This window comes from Acidiplasma sp. (assembly GCF_038728925.1).
GTDB classification, from domain to species: domain Archaea; phylum Thermoplasmatota; class Thermoplasmata; order Thermoplasmatales; family Thermoplasmataceae; genus Acidiplasma; species Acidiplasma aeolicum.
In genome coordinates this window covers 38308-60851 of the sequence record NZ_JAVYSZ010000004.1, presented here as the reverse complement: position 1 = coordinate 60851, position 22544 = coordinate 38308, and the positions used below count along the sequence as shown (strand labels likewise).

Sequence of the window (22544 nt, the reverse complement as noted above, 5' to 3'; positions counted from 1 at the left end):
TGGTATTATAATATCCTGAAATAAATGTCGATTAATCTAATTATAGCAGAAAAGGCTGATGCAGGCAGGAGGATAGCATATATACTTTCAGAAAAAAACATGCACCAGAAAAAGTCAAAGAATATAAGCTATATTGAATTTGATGATAATGGTGAAAAAAATATAATGGTTGCACTTAGCGGCCATATTGTTGAATCTGATTTCCCCGAAAGTTTTAAGGACTGGATAAAATCAGACCTTGATAAGCTTATAGATTCAGAGATTGTTTATAATATTAAGAATAAAAAAGCCTCTGATGCACTTCAATCATTTAATGATATAAAAAGAGTCATTATTGCAACTGATTATGATCGTGAGGGTGAGTTAATAGGTGTTGAATCTTTAAAATTCCTTAAAAATTATACAGAGGTAAAGCGTGCAAAGTTCAGTGCACTCACAAATCAGGAAATAAAGGATGCATTTAAAAATTTAATAGACGTTAATTATGGACTTGCAGATTCGGCAAGGGCCAGGGAGGAAATAGACCTTCTATGGGGTGCAGTTTTAACCAGATTTTTTTCGGTTACAAGCAACAGATTATGGAAGGATTTTATTTCTGTGGGCCGTGTGCAGACCCCAACACTTGCACTTATTGTCAAGAGGGAAGAGGAAATACAGAACTTTATACCTGAAAAATATTATCAGATTTCTGTAAAATTTAACAAAAAAATAGATTTTACGGCCAGATATGAAAAAGATATTAAGGATAAATCCGAGGCTGAATCAATTTTTAATGACATAAATAACAGGGATGGCACGGTAAAAAGCTATGATAGGGAGGAGAAGGAAGTTTATAAGCCTGTACCATTCAGCACAACAGAATTTCTGAGAGAGGCATCAAGGCTTGGCATTACACCTTCAAATGCAATGAAGGTGGCTGAAAAACTTTACATGTCTGGATTAATAAGCTATCCAAGAACTGACAATACAGTGTATCAAAGGTCAATACCATTAAAAAGCATAGCTGAAAAATTCCTTAAATCAGATTATGAAAACGAGGCGAAACTTGTAATCAATCAGGAAAGGATTATTCCATCAAGGGGAAAAATTGAAACAACTGACCACCCTCCAATATACCCTGTTAATTTACCGCAAAAGCCTTTGAATGGAGCATATAAAACAGTATATGATTTAATAGTTCGCAGATTTCTCGCAACGCTTTATAAAAATGCAAGGATAGAGTCATCCAGGGCAGAGATAGAGATAAATGGTCATATGTTTGTTGCAACAGGCCAGAGAATACTGGATCCGGGATGGTATGAAATTTATAAATTTAGAAAATTGAATGAAATTAGGCTTCCAGAATTAAAATCTGGAGAATCTGTAAGTGGCAGGGAATGGAACCTAGAGGAAAAGGAAACAGAACCCCCAAAAAGATATGACATAGCATCACTTTTAAAGATGATGGAGTCATTAAACCTTGGAACCAAAAGCACCAGGCATGATATAATACAGAAACTAAATGATAGAAATTTTGCCACTGGTAATCCTGTAAGGCCAACACCGCTTGGCATAGGATTTATTAAATCAGTAACATCAATCGATTCTGATATTGCAAAACCGGATATGACTGCAAAACTTGAAAAGGAAATGGATGAAATAGCCGAAAATAAAAAGAATGAAATTGATGTTGTTAATGAATCCAGATTAATGCTTCATGAGGTGCTTAAAAACTTCAGGTCAAACAGGGATAGCATTAAGGAAACAATAACAGAATATGCAAATAAGGGTGAGGTAATTGGAAAATGCCCCATTGATAATGGTGACATATCCGTTATAAAATACAGAAATTTTGAAAAAATAAAATGCAGCAACGATGAATGCAAAATAAACTTCAATATATCTGGAACACCATTAATACAGTTAACAGATAAAAAATGCCCTGTATGTGGATTGCCATTAATAAAAATAATAAGGAGGGGGCAATCACCTGAAATAAGGTGCATTGACCCAGAATGTTCCTATAATAAAAATACTTATGGAAAATGCCCCTCGGATGGCGGTGATTTGATTATAAGGCAGTCAAGATATGGAAAACGGTTTCTTGGGTGTTCAAATTATCCAAAATGCACTGTAACATATCCGCTGCCGCAGAAGGGAATAATAAACAGCACCGGTGAGGTGTGCCCTTACTGTGGTGCACCGTTGCTTTTATTAATTAACGGTAAAAGAAGGTGGAAGTTCTGCCCAAATATAAAATGTGAATACAACAGGAAGGATAAGGGTGAAAAAGCTAAGGAGTGAATTACTGGCAGTGTTCTTTTTCGTTTTATCTTCATTGCTGGCTCTTTATCTGGCAATAAATATACATCAAATACCAGGCATAGCAAGTGAGAAATCAGCGGTAAATATCTATTTTGTCCTCTATTATCTTGTATTTTTAATTGTATTTACAGCCATTATCCTGATGCTTGTAAAGAAGCATGCTGATATCATAAGGGCCATTTTTCTGGCAGCGGTAATATACATGGTATTCGTGGTATCAAGCATAATAGCCGATATAATTTCAGTTAATTTTATTGAATATTATCTAATTATAATATTAATAACCGGTATCTTTGGGTATTTAATTATATTTAAAAATGAATGGTATATCACAGATGCGGCCGGTATATTAATGATAAGCGGTTCTGCTGCCATCCTTGGCAATATTTTAAGAGTGTATATTGCAATAGCACTTTTAATAGTTTTTGCAGTCTATGATTATATATCTGTTTACAAAACAAAGCATATGGTATCCCTGGCAAGGGCAGCAGTTGACAATTCATTTCCATTGATGTTTACACTGCCTGAAAATTATAACATGAAACTCCGGGATCTTACATTCGATAATCGCGGTGAGAATAATGTTATGATGCTTGGATTTGGTGATATGGCAATACCTGAAATACTGGTAATATCAGCCAGTATAAGTAATATCTCACATATATATTTGTATTTTATACTAACAACGCTTGGTTCAATAACTGCCATGATAATTCTTTTTTATATAAATAAAAATAAGCCTGCCCCGGGGCTGCCATTAATAAACTCCGGTGCCATAGCAGGTTATCTAATTGCATTAATAATAACAATAATTTAATGTAAAAACACTCTTTTATTGGTAAAGTATAGCGGCATCTTATATTCATTTGCACGGTTTATTACATCTGCATCCCTTATGGACCCACCCGGTTCTATTATTGCTGTAATTCCATGCTTATGGCATTCTATTACAGAGTCATCAAACGGTATGAATGCATCAGATGCCATCACAGACCCGGACGCATTATCTCCCGCACGGTCTATTGCAATCTTTAATGCCTCTATTCTTGATGTTTGGCCGGCTCCAATTCCTGTTGAAACTTTATTTTTGACCAGAACCATTGCATTGCTTTTTGTATGTGCAACTATCTTCCACGCAAATTTTAAATCGTTTATCTGTTCCTCAGATGCCTGATATTCTGTTTTAAGATCCATGGATTCAAAATTGGGATTTAGCCTTGTCTGAACCAGTACGCCACCGGAAACAGATGAAATGGCATATGAATTATCCCTTTCCATATTTGCCCTTAGTATCCTTAAATTCTTTTTCTTTTTTAAAAGTGAAAGGGCATCACCATCATAATCTGGGGCTATTAAAACCTCTATAAACTTATGCTCCATTTCCCTGGCTGTTTCAATATCCAGCTTTCTATTTACAGCAACAACAAAACCATAGGCTGATTCAGGGTCTGCATTATATGATTTATTAAAGGCCGCACTCAATGAGGCATCAGAGGCCACACCGGATGGTGTCCTGTGCTTCACTATAACTGATGTTGGTTCATCAAAATCCTGAACTGTTTCCAGCGCGGCATTGGCATCCAGTATGTTATTGTATGATAATTCCTTGCCATTTAACTGTACGGCATTTGGTATTCCCAATTTTTTTTCTGTGCGGTACATAAATCCCTTCTGATCGGGGTTTTCACCATAACGCAATTTGACACCATCATAGGCGTGTATAAATAATTCATCTGGTTCCTCACCATTGAGACGCTGGTACAGGTTATTATAAATATTTATATCATAAACTGCAGCACGGGAAAACGCCCTTAATGCAAGGTACTCACGTGCCTTCATTGATATCTCCTTGTTCACATTGAATTCATCCTCTACATACTGGTAATCATCAGGATCAGAAATCACAACAACGTTTTTATAGTTCTTTGCGGCAGCCCTGATTAATGATACACCACCTATGTCAATATTTTCAATCATTTTAGCCAAATCCCCAGTTTTTGCCGCCTCACTGAATGGATACAGATTTGAAATTAAAATATCAAAATCTGGATAATTATATTTTTTAAGCTCGTTATTGCTTTTTAAATCCCTTTTTGATAAAAGCCCGGAAAATATTGCAGGGTGAAGTGTTTTCACACGACCGTCTAAAATATCCCCAAATCCTGTTAGTTCAGATGTTGGAAATGCCTTAATGCCATTATCTGACAGATATTTGAATGTGCCATCAGTTGCATATATTAACTCAATATTATTACCCATAAATTTCAAAAAATCAAGCAGGCCGGATTTATTATAAACACTTATAAGGGCTTTCATAATAGGATATAAAAAGTTATAATAAAAATGTATTGATACGTGCGTATTACTGATAGTAATATTAATAAGTAAAGAGTAATTTAATAACCGTTTATGCAAAAGATTTAAGAACATTTACCAATCAATTCACCATGGAATCACAGTTAAAAGTGGAGAGAAACATACAGGTTGAACAGATAAAACAGAGCCCAACTGCAAGCAGGGAGGTTGAAATTGTAGAGAGAAAGGGTATTGGCCATCCTGACAGCGTTGCGGATGGGATTGCCGAATCAGTAAGCCGGGCACTGAGCAAGTATTATATTAAGAACTATGGCAGAATTTTGCATCATAACACCGATCAGGTGGAGGTTGTCGGCGGGCAGGCTGATCCAAAATTTGGTGGTGGCAATGTACTTGAACCAACATATATATTATTAAGTGGGAGGGCCACATCAACCGTTGGTGATGAAAGGGTTCCTGTAAAATCAATTGCAATAAAATCAGCAAAGGATTATTTAAGGGATCATTTTCCGGATCTTGATATAGATGCTGATGTTATGATAGACTCCAGAATAGGAAATGGATCTATAGATTTAAGGGGTTTATATGACACAAGAAAATTCAAGGCAAATGACACATCATTCGGTGTGGGATTCGCACCATTTACAGATACAGAAAAAATTGTAAAATTAACAGAAAATTACATAAACGGTGAATTAAAGAAAACACTTCCACAGATAGGTTATGATATAAAGGTTATGGGGTTCAGGAAAAACAAAACCATAAACCTTACAGTGGCAGCAGCATACGTTGATAAGTATGTGAAGGACCCAACAGAATATTATTCAATAAAGGAAGAATTAACAAACAAAATTATGGACAATGCCATAAAATACACGGACAATGATATTAAGGTATTTGTTAATACCGGGGATATAAAGGAGGATAAGGTTTATTATCTTACAGTTACTGGCCTCTCAATGGAAAACGGCGATGACGGCTCTGTTGGAAGAGGCAACAGGGTAACAGGGCTTATCACACCGTACAGGCCCATGAGTATGGAGGCTGCTGCGGGAAAGAACCCGGTTACACATGTTGGAAAGCTTTATAATGTGCTATCAAACATAATTGCAAACAAGATTGTTGAGGAGGAGGGTGGCGATATCAAGGAGGTTCTTGTGAGGATAGTATCACAGATTGGCAGGCCCGTTGATGAGCCCCATGTTGCCGGAATACAGGTTATATATGAGGACAATGTGGACCATTCCAAACATAAAAACAACATAAGGGCAATAGCCGATGACAAGCTTGCACATATATCTGACCTTACAAACATGTTCGTTGATGGCAAGGTTGATGTATTCTAAATTTATTAATAATTTTTAAAATTAATTTTTATAAAATTTTCCACATTAAATATGCATCTGAAAGATCAGAATAATAATTCTTTAATGTTGATATAATTGAAAAACCATTCTTTTTATAGAACCTGATTGCATTTTCATTGTCTGTTCTAACCTCGAGCCTAATTGTTGACAGACCGAAGCCAATCATGACCTTTGTAAGGTCGTTTAAAAGTTTAAAACCTATACCACTGTTTCTGTAATTTTTATCAACGGCAAATAAAAGTACGCGACCCTCAGTACCGGAATACTTTGACCCAATAATGAACCCGGTTATATCATTTAAATTATCATAGACAAGAAATGCCTCAGGCCATGCATTATAAAGGTCAATTATAAGGGATTTTGTATAATACTCTGAAAGTGATTCACGGATTATCTGCATAACCCTGTCTGTATCCTTTGGTTCAAAGCGGCGCGTATAACCAAAAAATGAGTTATTTATTGCCATTCAATATATAATATAATAATAAAATATTATAATTTTGTTATTTATCCAATAAATCTGGGAACAACAAGCATTGCAAAGAACAGGTTAAATAACACAATTGAGGCCATTAAAACATACCTGTAATTTTTATCCTCAAGGAAGGAAATCCAGCCTATAAAAACCACTGTTATTGGTGTAAATATTAGCACCCAGAGCCCAACTGTTATAAAGTAAAGACCATCCAGGGATCTTAATCCCTCAGGTATCAGGCCAAGGGGAAGTGACTTGGAATCAATTCCATGATTCAATGCATAGTTATATGATGATAGCTGTGACAGTGTAAATCCATCACCACCATTCTTTACAAACATTAATATTACGCCAAGTACAATAAATGATACACTTATAATTACACCGGCACGCAGAAAATAACTAATAATTATTTCATCATCATGATTTTTCATTTTATTTCACCTCCTTCCATTCCTTTCTTCTTGTATGTATGTAAAGCGCAGATATCATAATTATTGATATTGCTATGGATATAAAGAACTGTATTGTCAGTGAGAACGTAATTATAAAATTTATTATATGAAGGCCCTTAAAAACCATATCAAAACCCAAAAATGATAATATTGCAAAAAATACCCATCTTATATTCTGATTTGATATTCTTACAAGAACCTTGGCACCAAAAAACGCACCTATGAGAACCCCTATGGCTGTTGCGGCTGCTATAAAAACGTTAATATAACCCTCATACCAGTATATTGAGCTACCTGTTGCAGCCGTTATACCTATCATAAAATTACTTGATGTGGTTGTAACCTTCATTGGCAGGTTCATGGCCCAGTCCATTCCTAGAACCTTTAATGCACCTGAACCTATGCCGAGAAGCCCTGAAACAAAACCTGCAAAGAACATTACGATCTCACCAAGCCACCATCTTACACCCTTATATTTTACAGTCTGTTTCAAATGCTCATCATAGTACTGACCGGTAAGCTGGAAAACTCTTGTGGTCCAGTCTGGAGGCATTTCGGGTGGAACCTCGGCACCTATCTTTCTTATGGTCGGTATTAACGAGAATAAAAGTACAAGACCAAAGATGACATAAACAACCCATATAAGCGCATGCCTGTCTATAAATACAAGTGTCAATGAGCCGACAATTGCACCTGTTGTTGTTGCTATTTCCAGACCAATTCCAATCTTAATATTTGCAATTTTCTTTCTTGTGTATGCGCTTGCTGAACCTGCAGATGTTGCAATTGTTGATATAAGGCTTGCACCGGCTGCAAAAATAAATGGTATTCCATAAAATAATGTGAGTATTGGAACAAGGACAGTGCCACCGCCAAGGCCTGTTAGTGACCCTATAAAACCAGCAAAAATTGAGCCAACTAATATTGATATGAATTTTATGAGTATAAATATCAATGACATTTTTTATATATTGCTAGACAATATATATTATTTACTTTAGAAGAATAAATATTTCACATTTTTGAAAAATTGATGAGCATGTTTTTAATCCTTTTATATAATACGCTGTTGTCATTGGCATTCAACAAATCCTGTATGAATTTTTCAGGATTATTTTTGTATTCAAGGAATTTAGTAATATAATTTTTTAGTTTTTCCTCGCTATTTTTGTCCGGTTCCTTGTACACTATGCCATGTTCTATTTTATTTGTGTTGATATTTCCACGGAGCCTTATATATCCGAGGGCTGTGAATATTTTTTCCACAGGGACGCTGTTTTTAACAGAATAAAGAATTTTATATGATAATAGCTGAACGCGGTGGTGATTTGCATTGCCCGTGTTCTTATCTGTTTTGTAATCCAGTATTATAATATTTCCATCACCTGCAAAAACGGCATCAAGTTTTCCATAAAACATTATTGAATCATCTATGCCCTTGAATTCATCAAACATTTCATTAACCTTTATTATTATGCCTGTCTCCGATTCTATCTGCCTTGCATTAAAATTTCTTTCTATTTCATTGTTTATTGATCTTATTCTTTCCAGTGTGCTGGCCTGATCCTCCTCAAGATTTTCCTCCTCTATTTCATTTTTATAGTTTAGTTCCGCAAGCTCATGGGATTGGAGCCCTATTAACAATGCTGTTGTTTTTTCATCCAATCTTAATATATAGCGTTTTAAAAACTGGAATGGATTATCAATTGAGCTTATTAATGAAAATGATAGGACATTTTTTGATTTAAAAAAATTATATATTTCTGATACAAGCCATGATGTATTTTCACTAAGTATATTCCTTGATCTATCATAGTTACCGGCAACAAACTGAAAATAGGCCTCATTGTATTTATTAAATGAATTATTATTTAAACCGTCAGTATTACCGCTTAAAACAGTTGAATATTCAGGTATGGAAAAATTTGGCATCTCCCCGGGCGTGCTTATAATGGTTAAATTATATTTTGCCCGGGTTATTGCAACGAAATTTATTCTAATGCTCTCCTCATCAAGTTCCTTTTCCACATCTATATTTTTTATTGATTTTATTATTGCCGAGCTTATAACATCTATAAACGCCTCGGATTTTCTGGTTTTTTTTGGGATGTAAATTACATTATCAAATTCTCTCCCCTTTGCCTTATGTACGGTTGTTAAAACAATATCTTTTTCTCCGGCCTCCATAAATTCCTCTGAATAAATCAGGTCAAGAAAATTAAAAAAGTCAGACCTTGTATAATCACTGTTCATGGAGAAAAATTCATCTATTGCGGCCTTAACAGTTCTTGCTGTAATAAAATATTCGCGATTTATTGATGCTGCTATTGGTATTATTCGTTCCTCAAATATTTTTTTAATGGTTTCCCTGTTAAATCCCATTTTTTTAAGCCCAAGAACAGGATTATCATCACTAAATATATCCAGTGTATAATTTGCATTTTTTATATTTTCGGAAGTTTCAAATGCCTCCTTTAATGTCATCCCAGAAAATACTGAAAATAGAGACCTTGTTATATTTTCGGGGTCATCGTAAAAAATTCCCCTCAAAAAGTTTATTATATCATTTTTAGCCTCAATTACGGTATGCGTTGTTGTGTCACTTGAGTATTCTATTCCGTTTCTGTCCAAATATTCTGATATTAAGGATATCTGATCATTTGTTCTGGCAAGTACACCTGTTTTTCCCTTTAAACCCTTTAGTGCCATTGCAACAGTGGCCTCTGGGTTTTCTGATTCTATAATAGTAACAATATTTCCCTGTTCCATTATACCATGAAAATTGTTTAGCTCCTCTGAACTGTCACTGGCATTTTTGATGTAATACGCTTTAGCATATTTTAATATATTTTCAGTGCTTCTGTAATTTATATCAAGGGATTTTTTTGTAAAATTGGGATCTTTAATTAGGGATTCAAAAACTGAAAGTGCACCTCCCTGAAAACCAAATATGGATTGTTTTTTATCTCCAACAAAGTATTTATTTTCACCTGCTGAAAGTGCAAGCTGGGCCTCAAGCTCATTTACATCCTGAAGCTCGTCAACAAAAATATATTTATAATTATCCCTGTATTGAAGTTTCAAACACTGCATTAAAAGATCATTAAAATCATAATTATTTTTATTTTCCTCATAGTATTTGAAAGCCTCTATAAAATATTCAAACAGATATAATTCCTCTTCCATTGATATGTTTCTTATCCTTTTTTGTTTGTATAGATTCTTTACATGGATTATTATATCATCATGATTTTTAATAATATCTTCTGGAAGTATACCAAAGCTTTTTATGTATCTTAATGCGTTTTCTATCTTTGGTATTAACGTATCAATAATATATTCACGTGAATAATTAAATGCCCTAATTTCATTTAATTTTTTAAATATGAGGTATCTTACCACATTGTAAGATATTATATCCCTATGGTTTAGACTTTCACTTAGCTGTTCATATGCATATCCATGAAATGTCATGACCTTAATATCGTATGCATTTCCCGGGATGTTAAATTTAGAAATAAACTCATTAATTTTAGAACGGAGCTGTTCAACGGCCTTGTTTGTAAACGTTATGCACAGGATATCCTTAGCCGAAATGCCGTTTTTTAATAATTTTGCAACCTCCATTGATATGTTTGTGGTTTTACCTGTGCCCGGATTGGCGATGACCAGAGTGTTCATGGCAAGATAATATTGTTTTAATTAATAATAGTTTCATGTTCTTATTTTTGTACATTTACTTATATTATAATAAAATTTATATAAATATAGCAATATTAAAAATACGTAAATATCAATTAATTATATATTAACCATGGTTGAATTATCCAAATTAAAATTTGGTGATGAGTTGCTTAAGCGTGGATTTGCCAAAATGACCAAGGGTGGCGTTATCATGGATGTTACCACGGCCGAGCAGGCAAAGATAGCCGAAAAGTCCGGGGCAGTGGCAGTAATGGCGCTGGAAAGGGTTCCAGCAGATATAAGAAAGGAGGGTGGCGTGGCAAGAATGGCAGACCCACTAAAAATTAAGGAAATAATAAATGCAGTATCAATACCTGTCATGGCCAAGGTTAGAATAGGGCACATAACTGAGGCATATGTGCTTGAAAATCTTGGTGTTGATATGCTTGATGAAAGTGAGGTATTAACACCTGCTGATCCATTTTATCATATAAACAAAAAGCTTTACAAGGTTCCTGTGGTATGCGGTGCAAGGACATTTCCAGAGGCTGTAAGGAGAATATTTGAGGGCGCAGCAATGATAAGGACAAAGGGTGAGGCAGGTACCGGAAATATAATAGAGGCAATGAGGCACATAAGAACAGTAAATGATGGAATAAAAATACTGAAGGATTTAACAAATGATGAATTATACAATGTTGCAGAATCCATATCAAAAAGCTATACATCACTGAGAGAACAGACATCCATGGAGCTCTTTGGTGATTCAAAAAAACTGCCACTTAATGATGTTTATTATGGAATGGATGCCAAGACAATAATAGATTCAATATTTAAGGTATTAAAGGACATTAAAAAAATGGGCAGGCTTCCGGTTGTTAATTTTGCCGCTGGAGGTGTTGCAACACCCTCCGATGCTGCGCTGATGATGAAAATGGGCATGGATGGTGTTTTTGTTGGCAGCGGAATATTTAAATCGAGGAATCCTGAGAAGATGGCCCAGGCAATTGTTGATGCAACAGAAAACTTTGAGGATTACAAGCTAATTTCTGACGTTTCCTCTGGACTTGAGGGTATGGCCGGCCTTGAAATAGAGAATATAGAAAAACTTCAGGATCGCGGCTGGTAAACAATTGTTAAAAAAATTATTATATTTTATATTAAATTTTTTTTAATTTCCCATAAATTTCATCATTCTCTGTTTAACATCTGCCGGAAGTTCATTTAGGGTTTCCTGAATCATTTTCATATCCCTAGATTTAATATCGTCAGGAAGTTCTGAATTTGCCCTCATTCTTAATGAAACAAAGGCACTTAACTGGTTGTCAGGCAATGATGAGGCAATTGTCATATTTGTTGTGCATAAACCAATATATGTTTTATCGTCAGCCTTGGACATTTCCATTATAAGATTTTTCATTGTGCTGACCTTGGTGTTGTCATCCTGTTTTAAAATCTCACCTAAAAGCTTCAGCATTTCATCCTTTCTTTTTTCAGGATCCATTTTTGCAATTTCCAGTATTTCTGACATAATTATCATAATCATAATAATTTTAATAAATTAAAGATTTTTCATTATTTTTAATTCATATTTATGAAAAATTATCTATTTTATATTAGGAATCAGGCATATGTTATGTATTAACCAAATTTATTTTCTGGAAATCAATAACCATGAAATCTAAATGAGCCCCCACGGAAATGGTTGTAATTAAAATATTTTATAATACATTTATAAAGGATGTCATTCCAACCTTATCCCATGGCTATTCTGAAAATTCCCGGAACGCTTTTCATAATTTTTTTCAGGCTCCTTAATTGTAAAAAAGACAATTTGCACCACCGGATCATATTTTTTTATTGTAATTTTGTCTCCATAATTAATAAAGGACATTGTTAAGTTTCCATGGAAACCTGCATCAACGAAACCAAAGGACCCAAATATTCCCTTTCTGGCATACCGTGATTTTATATATAATGATGCAGTAATATTATCTGGCATGTTAATAACCTCCAACGATGAAATAAAGAATAATGTTTTACTTTCTATGTCCTCACCAGGTATGATGTTGCCTACCCTTAAATCGTAGCCGTTGGGTGTAAGCGAGGCCTCCTTAAAGTTCTCAGATATAAGCTTGCCATTCTTAACATATTCCAGTATTTCCCTGTCATTTAGCATTATTGCTTATATAACGTTTATTAATTATTTTTGTTATTACAGGGTACATAAGCAGGGCAACCGTAAATGATACATAATAACTTACATCAACACCTCCAAGATATAATTTTGATATAATTCCCTCATATACAACCCCAGGATCCATAAATGGTATGGATACTAAAAGACCGGTGAGGTAAGACATGATACCGGCATAATTAAAACCTGGTATTATATCAGTTCTGAATTTTTTTAATTTATTTACAATAAAGAAATCTGAAATCATTATACCTATCCATGGTGTTATCCAGTAATCGAGTATAAAAAGAAAATCCTCATAAAATGAATAAAACCGTGCATATGTTATTAGGGATAAAATTCCGGCTATTATAATGCCAAGAACTGAGGCCTGTTTTCTTGTGATTTTTATACCTGCCGTCAAAAGAGAAATGGAATTTGAATATAAATTAATGGCATCTGCTGCTATACCACCCAGAAATATTGCAAACAGACCTATGATTCCATATGGTTGTAATACTGAGCTCAGGTCCGTTGCAGGATTTCCTGAGGGGTTTAATGAGATTATGGCGACAATCATTCCGGCTATTTCTGACCATATGGATGCTATAAATCCACCAAGGAATGTATAATAAAAGATTCCATGACCATCCTCGTTGAATCTTGAATAATCTGAGGCATACGGTGCCCATGACATTATGTATGAAAACGAGGTGGCCAGCGTAATTCCAAAGGCTATTCCGCTGGGATATGATACTGAGGCGTAATTTAATATTGAAGATGAATGATAAATGCCGGATACTATTATAAAAATAAATATTAAACCAAGAACGGCGGACATTGATCTTTCAAAATATGATATGGTTTTTCTTCCTGAAAATGATATAACAAAAATAATTATTGCTAGAATTATTATTGATACAATATAATTACCAAGATGAAAAGCAAGAGAAAATGCAAAAGATGCCAGTACAATATTTACTGTAAGCCACCCAAGTGTATTAATGTATTGAAGTACTGACATGGCCTTTCCAAATTTAAGACCAAAGGCGCGGAAGCCCAGAACCATCTGTGGCAATCCAGTTTTTGGACCGCTTAATGACACTATGCCAACCATTGCGGATCCCAGGAGATTGCCAATTAAGAATGCAAGCAGTGATAAATACAGGTTAAGCCCCAAAATTACCGGAATAAAGCCAACAGCAAAATCCCCTATGGTTAAATTTGATGCAAACCAAAGGAAAAACAATTCTGATTGTTTATGCATTTTTTTGGCTGGTGAATCAATAAAATCAGTATTATTTTGATAATTCTTTTGAACATTGTTACCGAACAGATGTTCTCTCATATTGCATGAATATATTGATAATATATATAGTTTTTTAATAAATAAATTAAAATAATGATAAAATCAATCAGATAATTATATGGATAAAAATAAAATTATATTATGCATATAGTTTTTTATGGATGATACTGTTAGAAAAATTGAGGCAATATTATATTCAAGCAAGGAGCCACTAAAAGTTTCTGATATAGGCGATTATTTGAACATTGACAATAATGAGGTTTTAAAGGCCATTAAGGTAATAGAAACAGGTTATAAAGAGATAAACAGTTCACTCACAGTGGGGAGATTTGGAAATAAATATAAAATAAAGCTTTCTGATGAATTTTCTGATATAGTATCACCATTTATTGAGAAGGAATTCAATGATAAGGAACTGGCAATGCTCTCATATATATTTAAGCATCCAAATGCAATCTCCGGTGATTTAAGGGAACAGTTTGGATATAATTACCTTGAGGCGGTTGAATCTTTAAAAAAATCTGGCATGATATCAGCAAAAAGATATAGAAACACACACAGGTATAATGTAACAAAAAATTTTTACACTAAATTCAATATCAACAAGAGAACTTTGAAAAAAGAGGTTGAAAAATGAACATTCTGCTTGTTGGCAGTGGTGGAAGGGAGGATGCCATTGCAAGGAAAATTAATGAAAAGGATACATTATACAGTGTGATATTAAATGAGAACCCATCAATTATAAAAATGTCCCACAAATATATTAAATACGGTGATAATGCAAATGAATTCGTACTGAATTTCGCCAGGGAGAATAATATAGATATAGCATTCATAAGCCCTGATGATATATTAAATACAGACCTTAATGATTACCTGCTTGAAAATCACATACCGACAGCGTCACCATCAAGAAAGGCCGCCAGAATTGAAACATCAAAGGAATACATGAGATACATAATGGAGAAATATAAAATAGAGGGTAATATAGAGAATTATGTATTTGATGATGAGGATTCACTGAAAAAATTTTTTAATGAAAATAACGGTGAATATGCTGTTAAACCAATAGGTCTTACAGGTGGAAAGGGCGTTAAGGTTATGGGCCTTCAGCTTTCAGGAAAGGATGAGGCTCTGGATTATGCGAGATACATACTTAATAGGGATGGGAAGGTCTTAATAGAAAAAAAGGAAAGCGGGGAGGAGTTCTCACTACAGGCCTTTACAGATGGAAAGCATCTTGTATTTATGCCCATCGCACAGGATTATAAAAGGCTCTATGAGGGTGACACTGGACCAAATACCGGTGGAATGGGTTCAATTACAGATTCAAATTTCTCACTGCCATTCCTGAGGGCTGGAGATAGGGAAATTGCCGAGGGAATATTAAAGAAAATAATATATGCCCTAAGAGAGGAGGGAAATCCATTTAAGGGGGTAATCTACGGCCAGTTCATGTCCACCAATCATGGTATAAAGGTTATTGAAATAAACTCAAGGTTTGCAGACCCTGAGGGTATTAACGTTTTAACATTATTAAGATCAAACATTGTGGACATATTTCTGGATATTTACAGCGAAACTCTTAAAAATAATATTAAATTTGAAAAAAAGGCAACAGTATTAAAGTATATTGTACCACCAGGATATGGAATAAATCCTGTTGAATCAGAATTAAAGATTGGAACGAATCTCGAATCTGAAAATTTTAAACTGTACTATGCCTCTGTTTCAGGAACAATGCAAACTGTCAAAACTGGACATTCAAGGGCACTTGCACTTACAGGGATTTCAGACTCAATATATGAGGCCTCAGACATAGTTGAGGAACATTTAAAGTACATAACTGGAAGTTATTATATAAGGCATGACATAGGAACAAGGGAAATGATTGAAAATAAAATTAAAAATTCAGGGTTGCAAAAACCCTGGGGATAATATTATTATTGCTTAACACAATATTATTTTTTATTACAGGTATTTTTTTATCAAGAATTATCTTATTATTTTCAACACGCCCGCGCTGGTATCTCATCATATCTGAAACGAATGCCTCATAGCTGTTTTCAGGCCTGTTTTTCACGGAACTGTGTATATTTATATTTCCTGATATTTCAGTTTTATACTCAAACGGTTTATCCGATAGCAGCATGCCACGGGACATGGATTCTGGTTCAATGTTTTTAAGTGCCAGCCCAACCCTTGACCCGGTGCTGGCTGATTCAACATCAACATCATTCATCTGTATGGATTTTATCTCTATTTCCTTATCAATATCCGAAATTATTAATTTATCATGTTTTTTAATTTCGCCTGAAAGAACAAATCCAAGGGCAACAGTGCCAACCCCCCTCACCTTAAAAAAATGATCTATTAATGTATAATTTCCGTTTAATTTTCTTTCAGGAATAACATCGGATAATTGATCCACAAGTTCCATTGGTCTGCCAGTAAATATATTATAATTTCTTAAATTTGTATTTGAAATAATTTTTTTTATTATATCCTTTTTATCCTCATCCGATATTATAAATCCATTTTTCTTGCCCATCAAATCAAGGGCAACGATCACCTCACCAAAATGTTTGTCAAGATTTTTTCCTGAAATAACGGCAATATCCGCCGGAAATATTGAATCTGTTAAGGATGAAAGCTTATCAGGATACTTTGAGGGCTCTATAAATGTAAATATCCTGTCTCCGTCCTTTCTATGGTATAATGTAATATCGCTGTTTGTTCCAGCCTTGGCAATCTCCCGTATGTATTCCTGTGCATTGTAAGTAAATATATTTAATGATTCCATTGGCATAACCATCCAGTATAATAAATCAAGTAACTTAAATTTTTTTAATTAATTAATACCGGCGTTATAAAATATAAAATTTACAATTTTATTATTAAAAATTTTTAACAACGTCTTTAAAAAATAACATTTATTTCTCCAAATTTTTTAAAATTACATTTTTTAATAAAATAATTAATTCATCAGAGCATGATGGGGTTTTGGCCCTTACGTATTCTATACCATTTTCTGCAAGGAATTCCTTATATTTTACATCAAGATCATATAAAATTTCTAGGTGTTCATATAAAAATCCAAGTGGCACAACAGCAATATTTTTAATGCCATCCGCCCTGAATTTATCAATTAGAGAGTAAATAGATGGCTCAATCCATTTTCCATAGGGCCCCTGGCTGTAAAATGCTGTATAATAAGATTTTATTCCAAGAATTTTTGAAATTTTATCAGCATATTTGTGTAAGGAATTTATATAATCTGTTTCGTCATCTATTAATGGAAGGCTGTGTGCGGTAAAAAGAAAGGAATCATAATCATAAATGTATTTAGAAATGTTTTTTATCCATGCATATGTGAACATTTCATCATCAAGCCCGTTTATGAACTTATAATCAACATTTTTTGGCAGTATTGCCTTTTTGAACGGTATCTCATATGATTTACTAACATTATTAGATTTAAACGCAAATAATGGCAATGCTATTACAGATTCATATTCATTATTCAATGATTCAACGGTTTCCTCAATTCCTGGTTTCCAGTGCTTGTATGCATCCGTAACCTCAAAATCACCGTATTTGTTTAAAAGCCTTGATAGCTTATCCATAATATTTTTTATTATTTCATTTGATGGAGATTTTCCATTAACCATTCTGTATTTTTCAATATTTTCATTTAAAATATTTTCAGGCACCTTTTTTCCGTTGAAAATCCCGCTCAGGTATTCAGGTACATCCTCAATTCTTTCAGGGCTACCATAGCTTAATAATATAACCTTGTACATATTAGTGTATACATATTTTTAATTTATAATTTTATTAAAAAAAATTTTATTATTTATTTTTATAATCATGCACAAATGAAACAATTCTTTTTAATGTGCTTTCCTGGGTATCTGGTAATACACCATGGCCAAGATTAAATATATAATTGTCATGGCTTTTCATGCTATTTAATATGTAATTTGTCTCCTCGATGGCTGCATTTTCATCATATTGAACAACATATGGATCCAGATTTCCCTGTATTCCTATTGTATTTCTAAGCATGACTCTGGCATCATTGATTTTTATCCGCCAGTCAACGCTTAAGAAATCAGGATTTATATCATTAAATTCACCAATCATACCTGAATTTCCTGTGGCAAAATATATAATAGGTATATTTGATTTTATCTCATTGATAATATCAAAAATATCACTTTTTAAATTTTTTTCAAAAATATATGGAGAAAGTGAGCCAAGCCAGGAATCAAAAATCTGTACTGCATCAACTCCAGCATTTATTTGCATTTTTAAATATTTTATAATCATATCCTTAATTAATTCTTTATAAAGTCTGAATTTTTTATCCCGTAATATTACACTTTTTGTATATGTTAAATTATTGTCAGATGACCCTGAGAGAACATATGAGAGAACGGTTATTATACCGCCTGAAAAACCGATTAATGGCACATCCTTGTGCCTTTCCTTGAATAATTTTATTGCATCAGCCGTTTTGTATTTTAAATTTTTTTCATCAAATTCTATTATATTTTTTAAATCCCTGTTTTTTTGATAGCCATTATATATAACCGGCCCGGTATTTGAAAAGTCAATATCATAATTCATGGCCTCAAGTGGGAGTATTATGTCAGCAAAGATAATTGCAGCATCAACTCCAAGCAGATCAACCGGTGAATATGTAATTCTTTCGGTAATATCAGGATCCATGCATATGTCCCTTATGGAAAGGTTTTTTTTAATTTCATTATATGATTTCATGTATCTTCCAGCCTGCCGCATGAACCAAACCGGTATTTTTTCTGATTCATGGTACCTAACCATGGATAAAAAATCATTCATGGTTTTACCCTTCTTACTGTCCTTGGATATGGTATGGAATCCCTGATATTTTTAAGCCCGCATATCCAGGTAACGAGTCTGTCAAGGCCAAGACCAAAGCCACTGTGCGGTATGCTGCCATATTTTCTTAGATCAACATACCAGTAATAATCCTCAGGATTCAGGTTATTCTTCTTAAGTCTATCAAGAAGCTCATTTAGGTCATAAATTCTCTCCCCACCACCAATGACCTCCCCATAACCCTCTGGAGCCAGCATATCATGGCATAGTATTTCTCCGGGATTTTCTGGATCGGGTTTATGGTAAAATGTTTTTAATTCCTCTGGATAATTTGTCACAAATATTGGTCTGTCAAAATGTATCATAATATTGTATTCCTCATCGGCACCAAGATCATCCCCATATTTAAGATCCATTCCAAATTTCTTGTTTGCCATTTCTATTAAATCACGGTATTTTATTCTCTCAAACGGTGCCCTAATCTTTTTTAGAACATTTATATCCCGGCCAATTATGTTTAAGTCCTCAGAATTGTTTTTTATTACCTCATTTACAATATATTCTATTAATTTTTCCTCATCTTTCATCATGTCCTCATTGCTGTACCATGCGGCCTCGCCCTCTGCATGCCAGTATTCTGCAAGATGCCTCCTTGTCCTTGACTTTTCAGCCCTGAAGCTGGGGGCTATTGTAAACACCTTCTCAAGGCTGTATATCAATGTTTCAAGGTAAAATTGTGAACTCTGTGTTAAATTAACCTTTTCACCAAAATAATCAACTGTAAATAATGTTGATCCACCTTCAGTGGCTGTGGATACAAACATTGGAGCCTGAACCTGATAATAACTGTTGTTATAAAAAAAATCTGCAAATGCCTTAAATACTGTGGATCTTATTTTTAAAACAGATGTAAACTCCCTGCTTCTTATCCACAGATGCCTGTTATCAAGTAAAAATTCCTCTCCAAGATCCTTTGTTATTGGAAAATTTTCATTTCTCTCATAAATTTTGTATGATTTAATTGCAAGCTCATATCCCGTAATGGCCCTATCATCCTTTCTTACTGTTCCTGAAACCTCCATGCTGCTTTCAACGGTCATTGAGGAAAGCTCCCTCATCTGATCCTCATTTAAATTATCTGAGCTGGCAACACACTGGATAATCCCGGAAGAATCACGAAGTATAATAAATGTAATCTTTCCAGAACTTCTGATTCTGTATACCCATCCCCTGATTTCTACCTCAGAATTTATGAATTTATCCGATAATATGTCATGTATTTTTTCCATTGCTACCCTATTATATCTTTAGATAAATATTTTTTATAAAATTAGTGTAAATGGCAACGATAAATTTAACATCTGAATTATTATTAGGATTTTATGGAGTATAACTGCTACTTGTGCAATAAAACCATTAAAACAGGGGAGAAATTTACCTTCACAAAGGAGGGTTCAGTGCATCTGGACTGTTTTATCTCAAATAAGAGGAAATCACTGGATGAAGGCAGGTTAGAATATCTAAGGACATTAAGCCTTATTCTTGATTACGAGCTAACATACCTTATACAGTTATTAAGCCTGCGCACAGATGACAAGGAATCACAGGAGCTTGTAAGAAAGAGAATAACAGCAATAGAAAAGGAAAGCGGGGAAACAACAAACCTTATTTATAATCTTTAAAATTTTTTAAAAATTATTTTTTATTTTTGAATTCGGTATAACCACATTTTCCACATGTATATCTATCCTTATGCTCTGCCAGAAAAACTCCGGGGCCACATCTTGGACAGAATCTTCTTTTTCTAACAACCTTATTATTTTCAACTGCATATAATTCTCTTTTTTCCATCATTTCACCACTTTCTCCTTTAATTTATTCCTTATAAGCTCATAGTCTGGCTCATAAAGCATTGCATTCTCCTTTTTATCATATATCTTGGCATAACCCTTTAATTCATCCTTACCTGTCTCCTGCTTATTTTTATCAACTATGATGAGCTCCTTATTAACCTTATAATAATTGGCCAGAAGATCCCTTATATAATCCCTGCTGGGGGTTATTCCGGAGCTAAAGGTCATTGTATATCTTATCTCCTTCCTATGCAGTAGCTTATTATCCTTCTCACTTTCAACATTAAAGTTTTTAACCGAACTTTCAGACATTTACATCACCCAATAATTTTTCTACATCATCTCTTATTGCCTTATTTACTTTTATATACGCCATGCCAATATCAGGAATACCGTATACTATTACTGTATTTAAATCTGCATAAAATATTATTGGTATAACGGCAAGGTCCTCCTCACCGGACACCTCTATTCTTGATGGTTTATTTTCAGTCAGTGCAGTTTTTATGGCGTTAATCAGATCAAGGCTTATTGTCCCTGCAGGATTTTTCACCGCTATGGAACCTTCAATGTGCTGAAATTTACCCTCATTACGCTTTGTTATGAGGTCTACAACCTGCAGGAAAATGTTTACACCATGGTTTTTTAAATTTTCTGTTGTAACGTCCCCGACTGCTATTATTTTATATTCTTTTGAGAGTTTTATGATATCATCAGGGCTTGCAATATTGTGTTTAAAATTCTTGATATGATCTATAATTTCCGGTGTAAGGACAATATCATGATCTAACTTTAATCGCATATATACCCGGTTCTTTAATATCGGCCTTTTTGGCTATTATCGAATTGGTATCGTTGATTATAAGAAAACCAAACCAGTCCTCCCTTGTTTTCTCATCACCGTGTACGGGGCAAACATCGTCAAGCGTTAATCTCTTACATATTCTACATGCCTTATATACCTTTTTCATTTTATCACCTAATTTTTGAGGTTATCATTTTTTATCCAGTCCTCCTTACCCAGCCCGGGTTGTTTGGCTGTTAACCCTATTTTGCTGTCTGATAGGGATGATGAACTTAAATTTAAGGAAACAATTTTTACCCTTATTTTGTCACCTGCTTTTAATAAAAACTTTGTATCCTTTCCTGATAATATCTGGTTATCAAGGTCTACATTTATTGAGTCATCCATGATCTGGCTAATGTGAAGTAGCCCCTCGAACGGACCAAATTTAATAAAGGCTCCAAATTTTTGAATTGATTTAACAACACCATCAACTATTTCCTGCATTTTTGGATAATATGCAAGGGCTGTATACTGTATTGTTTGATAAACGCCACCATCACCATGGACTATGGAGCCGTCTCCTATTCTTTTGATGTTTTCCAGCGAAATAATATAGGTTTTACCAATACTGACATTATCTTTATTTTCTATATCAATTATTTTTCCCTCAAGAACTGACCTTGCAGCATCCAGTACAGCCTGATCATAATTTTCATTAAGCAACTCTGGTGGAACCCTTACTACATAACTATCTTCAAGTGAAATATACATTTTTATCGGATTATATAAAAAGTTATAAACTTTTCCTATAATAAAATCTTTAACATAATTTACCCCTAATTTTGAAGGATGAAATATTTTCATTATGCATATCTATTAAATAATATTCAGATTATTTGATGATGCCCTTTTCTTTTTTGGATCATGGTTTATATTAAAAATTGTAAATATA

24 protein-coding genes are annotated in these 22544 nt (G+C 34.0%); 7 read left to right on the top strand and 17 right to left on the bottom strand.

Annotated elements, in window-relative coordinates:
* The first annotated feature begins 24 nt into the window (after positions 1-24).
* Together QXW15_RS02800 and QXW15_RS02795 are read left to right on the top strand one after the other, a co-directional pair.
* The gene (locus tag QXW15_RS02800; RefSeq protein ID WP_048101002.1) at positions 25-2283 is read left to right on the top strand and encodes a DNA topoisomerase I; all 2259 of its coding nucleotides are present in this window, start codon (positions 25-27) and stop codon (positions 2281-2283) included.
* Positions 2264-3121 (top strand): presenilin family intramembrane aspartyl protease PSH, encoded by an 858-nt coding sequence (locus QXW15_RS02795; protein WP_231563392.1) that lies wholly within the window; start codon positions 2264-2266, stop codon positions 3119-3121. Before QXW15_RS02800 ends, QXW15_RS02795 begins: the two co-directional genes overlap by 20 nt.
* Here the strand turns inward: QXW15_RS02795 and purH are convergent.
* A complete protein-coding gene (gene purH / locus QXW15_RS02790) occupies positions 3118-4620 on the bottom strand; it encodes a bifunctional phosphoribosylaminoimidazolecarboxamide formyltransferase/IMP cyclohydrolase (RefSeq protein WP_048101001.1) in 1503 nt (500 codons plus the stop codon). The genes QXW15_RS02795 and purH overlap by 4 nt on opposite strands.
* Positions 4621-4751: 131 nt before the next feature.
* Here purH and QXW15_RS02785 point away from each other — a divergent pair, with 131 nt between their 5' ends.
* Complete coding sequence (locus QXW15_RS02785) at positions 4752-5966, top strand: methionine adenosyltransferase (RefSeq protein ID WP_156150271.1); 1215 nt, start codon at positions 4752-4754, stop codon at positions 5964-5966.
* 28 nt (positions 5967-5994) lie between these two features.
* Here QXW15_RS02785 and rimI read toward each other — a convergent pair whose 3' ends face one another.
* Genes rimI through QXW15_RS02765 form a run of 4 tightly spaced genes read right to left on the bottom strand, consistent with a single transcriptional unit; the run spans position 5995 to position 10598 of the window.
* Positions 5995-6453, bottom strand: a complete 459-nt coding sequence (rimI, locus tag QXW15_RS02780; protein ID WP_048101000.1) for a ribosomal protein S18-alanine N-acetyltransferase — start codon at positions 6451-6453, stop codon at positions 5995-5997.
* 41 nt (positions 6454-6494) lie between these two features.
* The gene (locus QXW15_RS02775; protein WP_048100999.1) at positions 6495-6896 is read right to left on the bottom strand and encodes a DUF1634 domain-containing protein; all 402 of its coding nucleotides are present in this window, start codon (positions 6894-6896) and stop codon (positions 6495-6497) included.
* A 1-nt stretch (position 6897) separates the two neighbouring features.
* Positions 6898-7878: a sulfite exporter TauE/SafE family protein gene (locus QXW15_RS02770; RefSeq protein WP_054963882.1), complete on the bottom strand. Its 981-nt coding sequence runs from the start codon at positions 7876-7878 to the stop codon at positions 6898-6900.
* 53 nt (positions 7879-7931) lie between these two features.
* Positions 7932-10598 (bottom strand): ATP-dependent DNA helicase, encoded by a 2667-nt coding sequence (locus QXW15_RS02765; protein ID WP_055040918.1) that lies wholly within the window; start codon positions 10596-10598, stop codon positions 7932-7934.
* A 133-nt stretch (positions 10599-10731) separates the two neighbouring features.
* On the opposite strand from QXW15_RS02765, the gene pdxS reads away from it, so the two are divergent.
* Positions 10732-11730, top strand: a complete 999-nt coding sequence (pdxS, locus tag QXW15_RS02760) for a pyridoxal 5'-phosphate synthase lyase subunit PdxS (protein WP_048100996.1) — start codon at positions 10732-10734, stop codon at positions 11728-11730.
* Between the two features lie 42 nt (positions 11731-11772).
* Here pdxS and QXW15_RS02755 read toward each other — a convergent pair whose 3' ends face one another.
* From QXW15_RS02755 to QXW15_RS02745, 3 genes are all read right to left on the bottom strand, one after another.
* On the bottom strand, positions 11773-12132 hold the full coding sequence (locus QXW15_RS02755) for a hypothetical protein (protein WP_048101342.1): 360 nt from the start codon (positions 12130-12132) through the stop codon (positions 11773-11775).
* 213 nt (positions 12133-12345) lie between these two features.
* The gene (locus QXW15_RS02750; RefSeq protein ID WP_054964298.1) at positions 12346-12780 is read right to left on the bottom strand and encodes a dCTP deaminase domain-containing protein; all 435 of its coding nucleotides are present in this window, start codon (positions 12778-12780) and stop codon (positions 12346-12348) included.
* Entirely contained in the window at positions 12770-14125 is a 1356-nt protein-coding gene (locus QXW15_RS02745) for a cytosine permease (RefSeq protein ID WP_287950550.1), read from the bottom strand. The genes QXW15_RS02750 and QXW15_RS02745 overlap by 11 nt, the downstream gene beginning before the upstream one ends.
* A gap of 118 nt (positions 14126-14243) precedes the next feature.
* Here QXW15_RS02745 and QXW15_RS02740 point away from each other — a divergent pair, with 118 nt between their 5' ends.
* Positions 14244-14723 (top strand): SMC-Scp complex subunit ScpB, encoded by a 480-nt coding sequence (locus QXW15_RS02740; protein WP_054963838.1) that lies wholly within the window; start codon positions 14244-14246, stop codon positions 14721-14723.
* A complete protein-coding gene (gene purD, locus QXW15_RS02735; protein ID WP_048100992.1) occupies positions 14720-16024 on the top strand; it encodes a phosphoribosylamine--glycine ligase in 1305 nt (434 codons plus the stop codon). The genes QXW15_RS02740 and purD overlap by 4 nt, the downstream gene beginning before the upstream one ends.
* Here purD and QXW15_RS02730 read toward each other — a convergent pair.
* The 4 genes from QXW15_RS02730 to asnS all read right to left on the bottom strand — a co-directional run bounded on the left by QXW15_RS02730 (position 15990) and on the right by asnS (position 20241).
* A complete protein-coding gene (locus tag QXW15_RS02730) occupies positions 15990-16901 on the bottom strand; it encodes an EF-Tu/IF-2/RF-3 family GTPase (RefSeq protein ID WP_309221639.1) in 912 nt (303 codons plus the stop codon). The two genes, purD and QXW15_RS02730, sit on opposite strands and share 35 nt — an antisense overlap.
* Positions 16902-17019: 118 nt before the next feature.
* A complete protein-coding gene (locus tag QXW15_RS02725) occupies positions 17020-17889 on the bottom strand; it encodes a ferrochelatase (RefSeq protein WP_048100991.1) in 870 nt (289 codons plus the stop codon).
* A gap of 49 nt (positions 17890-17938) precedes the next feature.
* A complete protein-coding gene (gene hemE / locus QXW15_RS02720) occupies positions 17939-18952 on the bottom strand; it encodes a uroporphyrinogen decarboxylase (protein WP_048100990.1) in 1014 nt (337 codons plus the stop codon).
* Positions 18949-20241, bottom strand: coding sequence for an asparagine--tRNA ligase (asnS, locus tag QXW15_RS02715; protein ID WP_054964337.1), 1293 nt, complete (start codon positions 20239-20241; stop codon positions 18949-18951). The genes hemE and asnS overlap by 4 nt, the downstream gene beginning before the upstream one ends.
* 93 nt (positions 20242-20334) lie before the next feature.
* Here asnS and QXW15_RS02710 point away from each other — a divergent pair, with 93 nt between their 5' ends.
* On the top strand, positions 20335-20634 hold the full coding sequence (locus QXW15_RS02710; RefSeq protein WP_054964336.1) for a DUF2175 family protein: 300 nt from the start codon (positions 20335-20337) through the stop codon (positions 20632-20634).
* A 13-nt stretch (positions 20635-20647) separates the two neighbouring features.
* On the opposite strand, the gene QXW15_RS02705 is transcribed toward QXW15_RS02710, so the two are convergent.
* From QXW15_RS02705 to QXW15_RS02685, 5 genes are read right to left on the bottom strand one after another with little or no spacing between them, the layout of a single operon-like run.
* Positions 20648-20803 (bottom strand): 30S ribosomal protein S27ae, encoded by a 156-nt coding sequence (locus QXW15_RS02705; protein WP_048100987.1) that lies wholly within the window; start codon positions 20801-20803, stop codon positions 20648-20650.
* Positions 20803-21117, bottom strand: coding sequence for a 30S ribosomal protein S24e (locus QXW15_RS02700; protein WP_048100986.1), 315 nt, complete (start codon positions 21115-21117; stop codon positions 20803-20805). The genes QXW15_RS02705 and QXW15_RS02700 overlap by 1 nt, the downstream gene beginning before the upstream one ends.
* Positions 21110-21607 carry a DUF359 domain-containing protein gene (locus QXW15_RS02695; protein ID WP_048100985.1) on the bottom strand — a complete coding sequence of 166 codons (498 nt, stop codon included), beginning with the start codon at positions 21605-21607 and terminating at the stop codon, positions 21110-21112. Before QXW15_RS02695 ends, QXW15_RS02700 begins: the two co-directional genes overlap by 8 nt.
* Complete coding sequence (spt4, locus tag QXW15_RS02690) at positions 21585-21776, bottom strand: transcription elongation factor subunit Spt4 (RefSeq protein WP_048100984.1); 192 nt, start codon at positions 21774-21776, stop codon at positions 21585-21587. The genes QXW15_RS02695 and spt4 overlap by 23 nt, the downstream gene beginning before the upstream one ends.
* Positions 21777-21784: 8 nt before the next feature.
* Positions 21785-22363, bottom strand: a complete 579-nt coding sequence (locus QXW15_RS02685) for a DNA-directed RNA polymerase (RefSeq protein WP_054964339.1) — start codon at positions 22361-22363, stop codon at positions 21785-21787.
* Between the last annotated feature and the right edge of the window lie 181 nt (positions 22364-22544).

What these genes read in the sequence shown, in the direction of transcription:
- QXW15_RS02775 (WP_048100999.1), bottom strand. Translation starts at nt 6,896, where the DNA reads ATGAAAAATCATGATGATGAAATAATTATTAGTTATTTTCTGCGTGCC.
- QXW15_RS02710 (WP_054964336.1), top strand. Translation starts at nt 20,335, where the DNA reads ATGGAGTATAACTGCTACTTGTGCAATAAAACCATTAAAACAGGGGAG.
- spt4 (WP_048100984.1), bottom strand. Translation starts at nt 21,776, where the DNA reads ATGAAAAAGGTATATAAGGCATGTAGAATATGTAAGAGATTAACGCTT.
- QXW15_RS02745 (WP_287950550.1), bottom strand. Translation starts at nt 14,125, where the DNA reads ATGAGAGAACATCTGTTCGGTAACAATGTTCAAAAGAATTATCAAAAT.
- rimI (WP_048101000.1), bottom strand. Translation starts at nt 6,453, where the DNA reads ATGGCAATAAATAACTCATTTTTTGGTTATACGCGCCGCTTTGAACCA.
- QXW15_RS02785 (WP_156150271.1), top strand. Translation starts at nt 4,752, where the DNA reads ATGGAATCACAGTTAAAAGTGGAGAGAAACATACAGGTTGAACAGATA.
- QXW15_RS02685 (WP_054964339.1), bottom strand. Translation starts at nt 22,363, where the DNA reads ATGTATATTTCACTTGAAGATAGTTATGTAGTAAGGGTTCCACCAGAG.
- QXW15_RS02725 (WP_048100991.1), bottom strand. Translation starts at nt 17,889, where the DNA reads ATGTACAAGGTTATATTATTAAGCTATGGTAGCCCTGAAAGAATTGAG.
- QXW15_RS02765 (WP_055040918.1), bottom strand. Translation starts at nt 10,598, where the DNA reads ATGAACACTCTGGTCATCGCCAATCCGGGCACAGGTAAAACCACAAAC.
- QXW15_RS02755 (WP_048101342.1), bottom strand. Translation starts at nt 12,132, where the DNA reads ATGTCAGAAATACTGGAAATTGCAAAAATGGATCCTGAAAAAAGAAAG.
- hemE (WP_048100990.1), bottom strand. Translation starts at nt 18,952, where the DNA reads ATGAATGATTTTTTATCCATGGTTAGGTACCATGAATCAGAAAAAATA.
- QXW15_RS02770 (WP_054963882.1), bottom strand. Translation starts at nt 7,878, where the DNA reads ATGTCATTGATATTTATACTCATAAAATTCATATCAATATTAGTTGGC.
- QXW15_RS02740 (WP_054963838.1), top strand. Translation starts at nt 14,244, where the DNA reads ATGGATGATACTGTTAGAAAAATTGAGGCAATATTATATTCAAGCAAG.
- purH (WP_048101001.1), bottom strand. Translation starts at nt 4,620, where the DNA reads ATGAAAGCCCTTATAAGTGTTTATAATAAATCCGGCCTGCTTGATTTT.
- QXW15_RS02695 (WP_048100985.1), bottom strand. Translation starts at nt 21,607, where the DNA reads ATGCGATTAAAGTTAGATCATGATATTGTCCTTACACCGGAAATTATA.
- asnS (WP_054964337.1), bottom strand. Translation starts at nt 20,241, where the DNA reads ATGGAAAAAATACATGACATATTATCGGATAAATTCATAAATTCTGAG.
- QXW15_RS02700 (WP_048100986.1), bottom strand. Translation starts at nt 21,117, where the DNA reads ATGTCTGAAAGTTCGGTTAAAAACTTTAATGTTGAAAGTGAGAAGGAT.
- QXW15_RS02800 (WP_048101002.1), top strand. Translation starts at nt 25, where the DNA reads ATGTCGATTAATCTAATTATAGCAGAAAAGGCTGATGCAGGCAGGAGG.
- QXW15_RS02750 (WP_054964298.1), bottom strand. Translation starts at nt 12,780, where the DNA reads ATGCTAAATGACAGGGAAATACTGGAATATGTTAAGAATGGCAAGCTT.
- purD (WP_048100992.1), top strand. Translation starts at nt 14,720, where the DNA reads ATGAACATTCTGCTTGTTGGCAGTGGTGGAAGGGAGGATGCCATTGCA.
- QXW15_RS02705 (WP_048100987.1), bottom strand. Translation starts at nt 20,803, where the DNA reads ATGGAAAAAAGAGAATTATATGCAGTTGAAAATAATAAGGTTGTTAGA.
- QXW15_RS02730 (WP_309221639.1), bottom strand. Translation starts at nt 16,901, where the DNA reads ATGGTTATGCCAATGGAATCATTAAATATATTTACTTACAATGCACAG.
- pdxS (WP_048100996.1), top strand. Translation starts at nt 10,732, where the DNA reads ATGGTTGAATTATCCAAATTAAAATTTGGTGATGAGTTGCTTAAGCGT.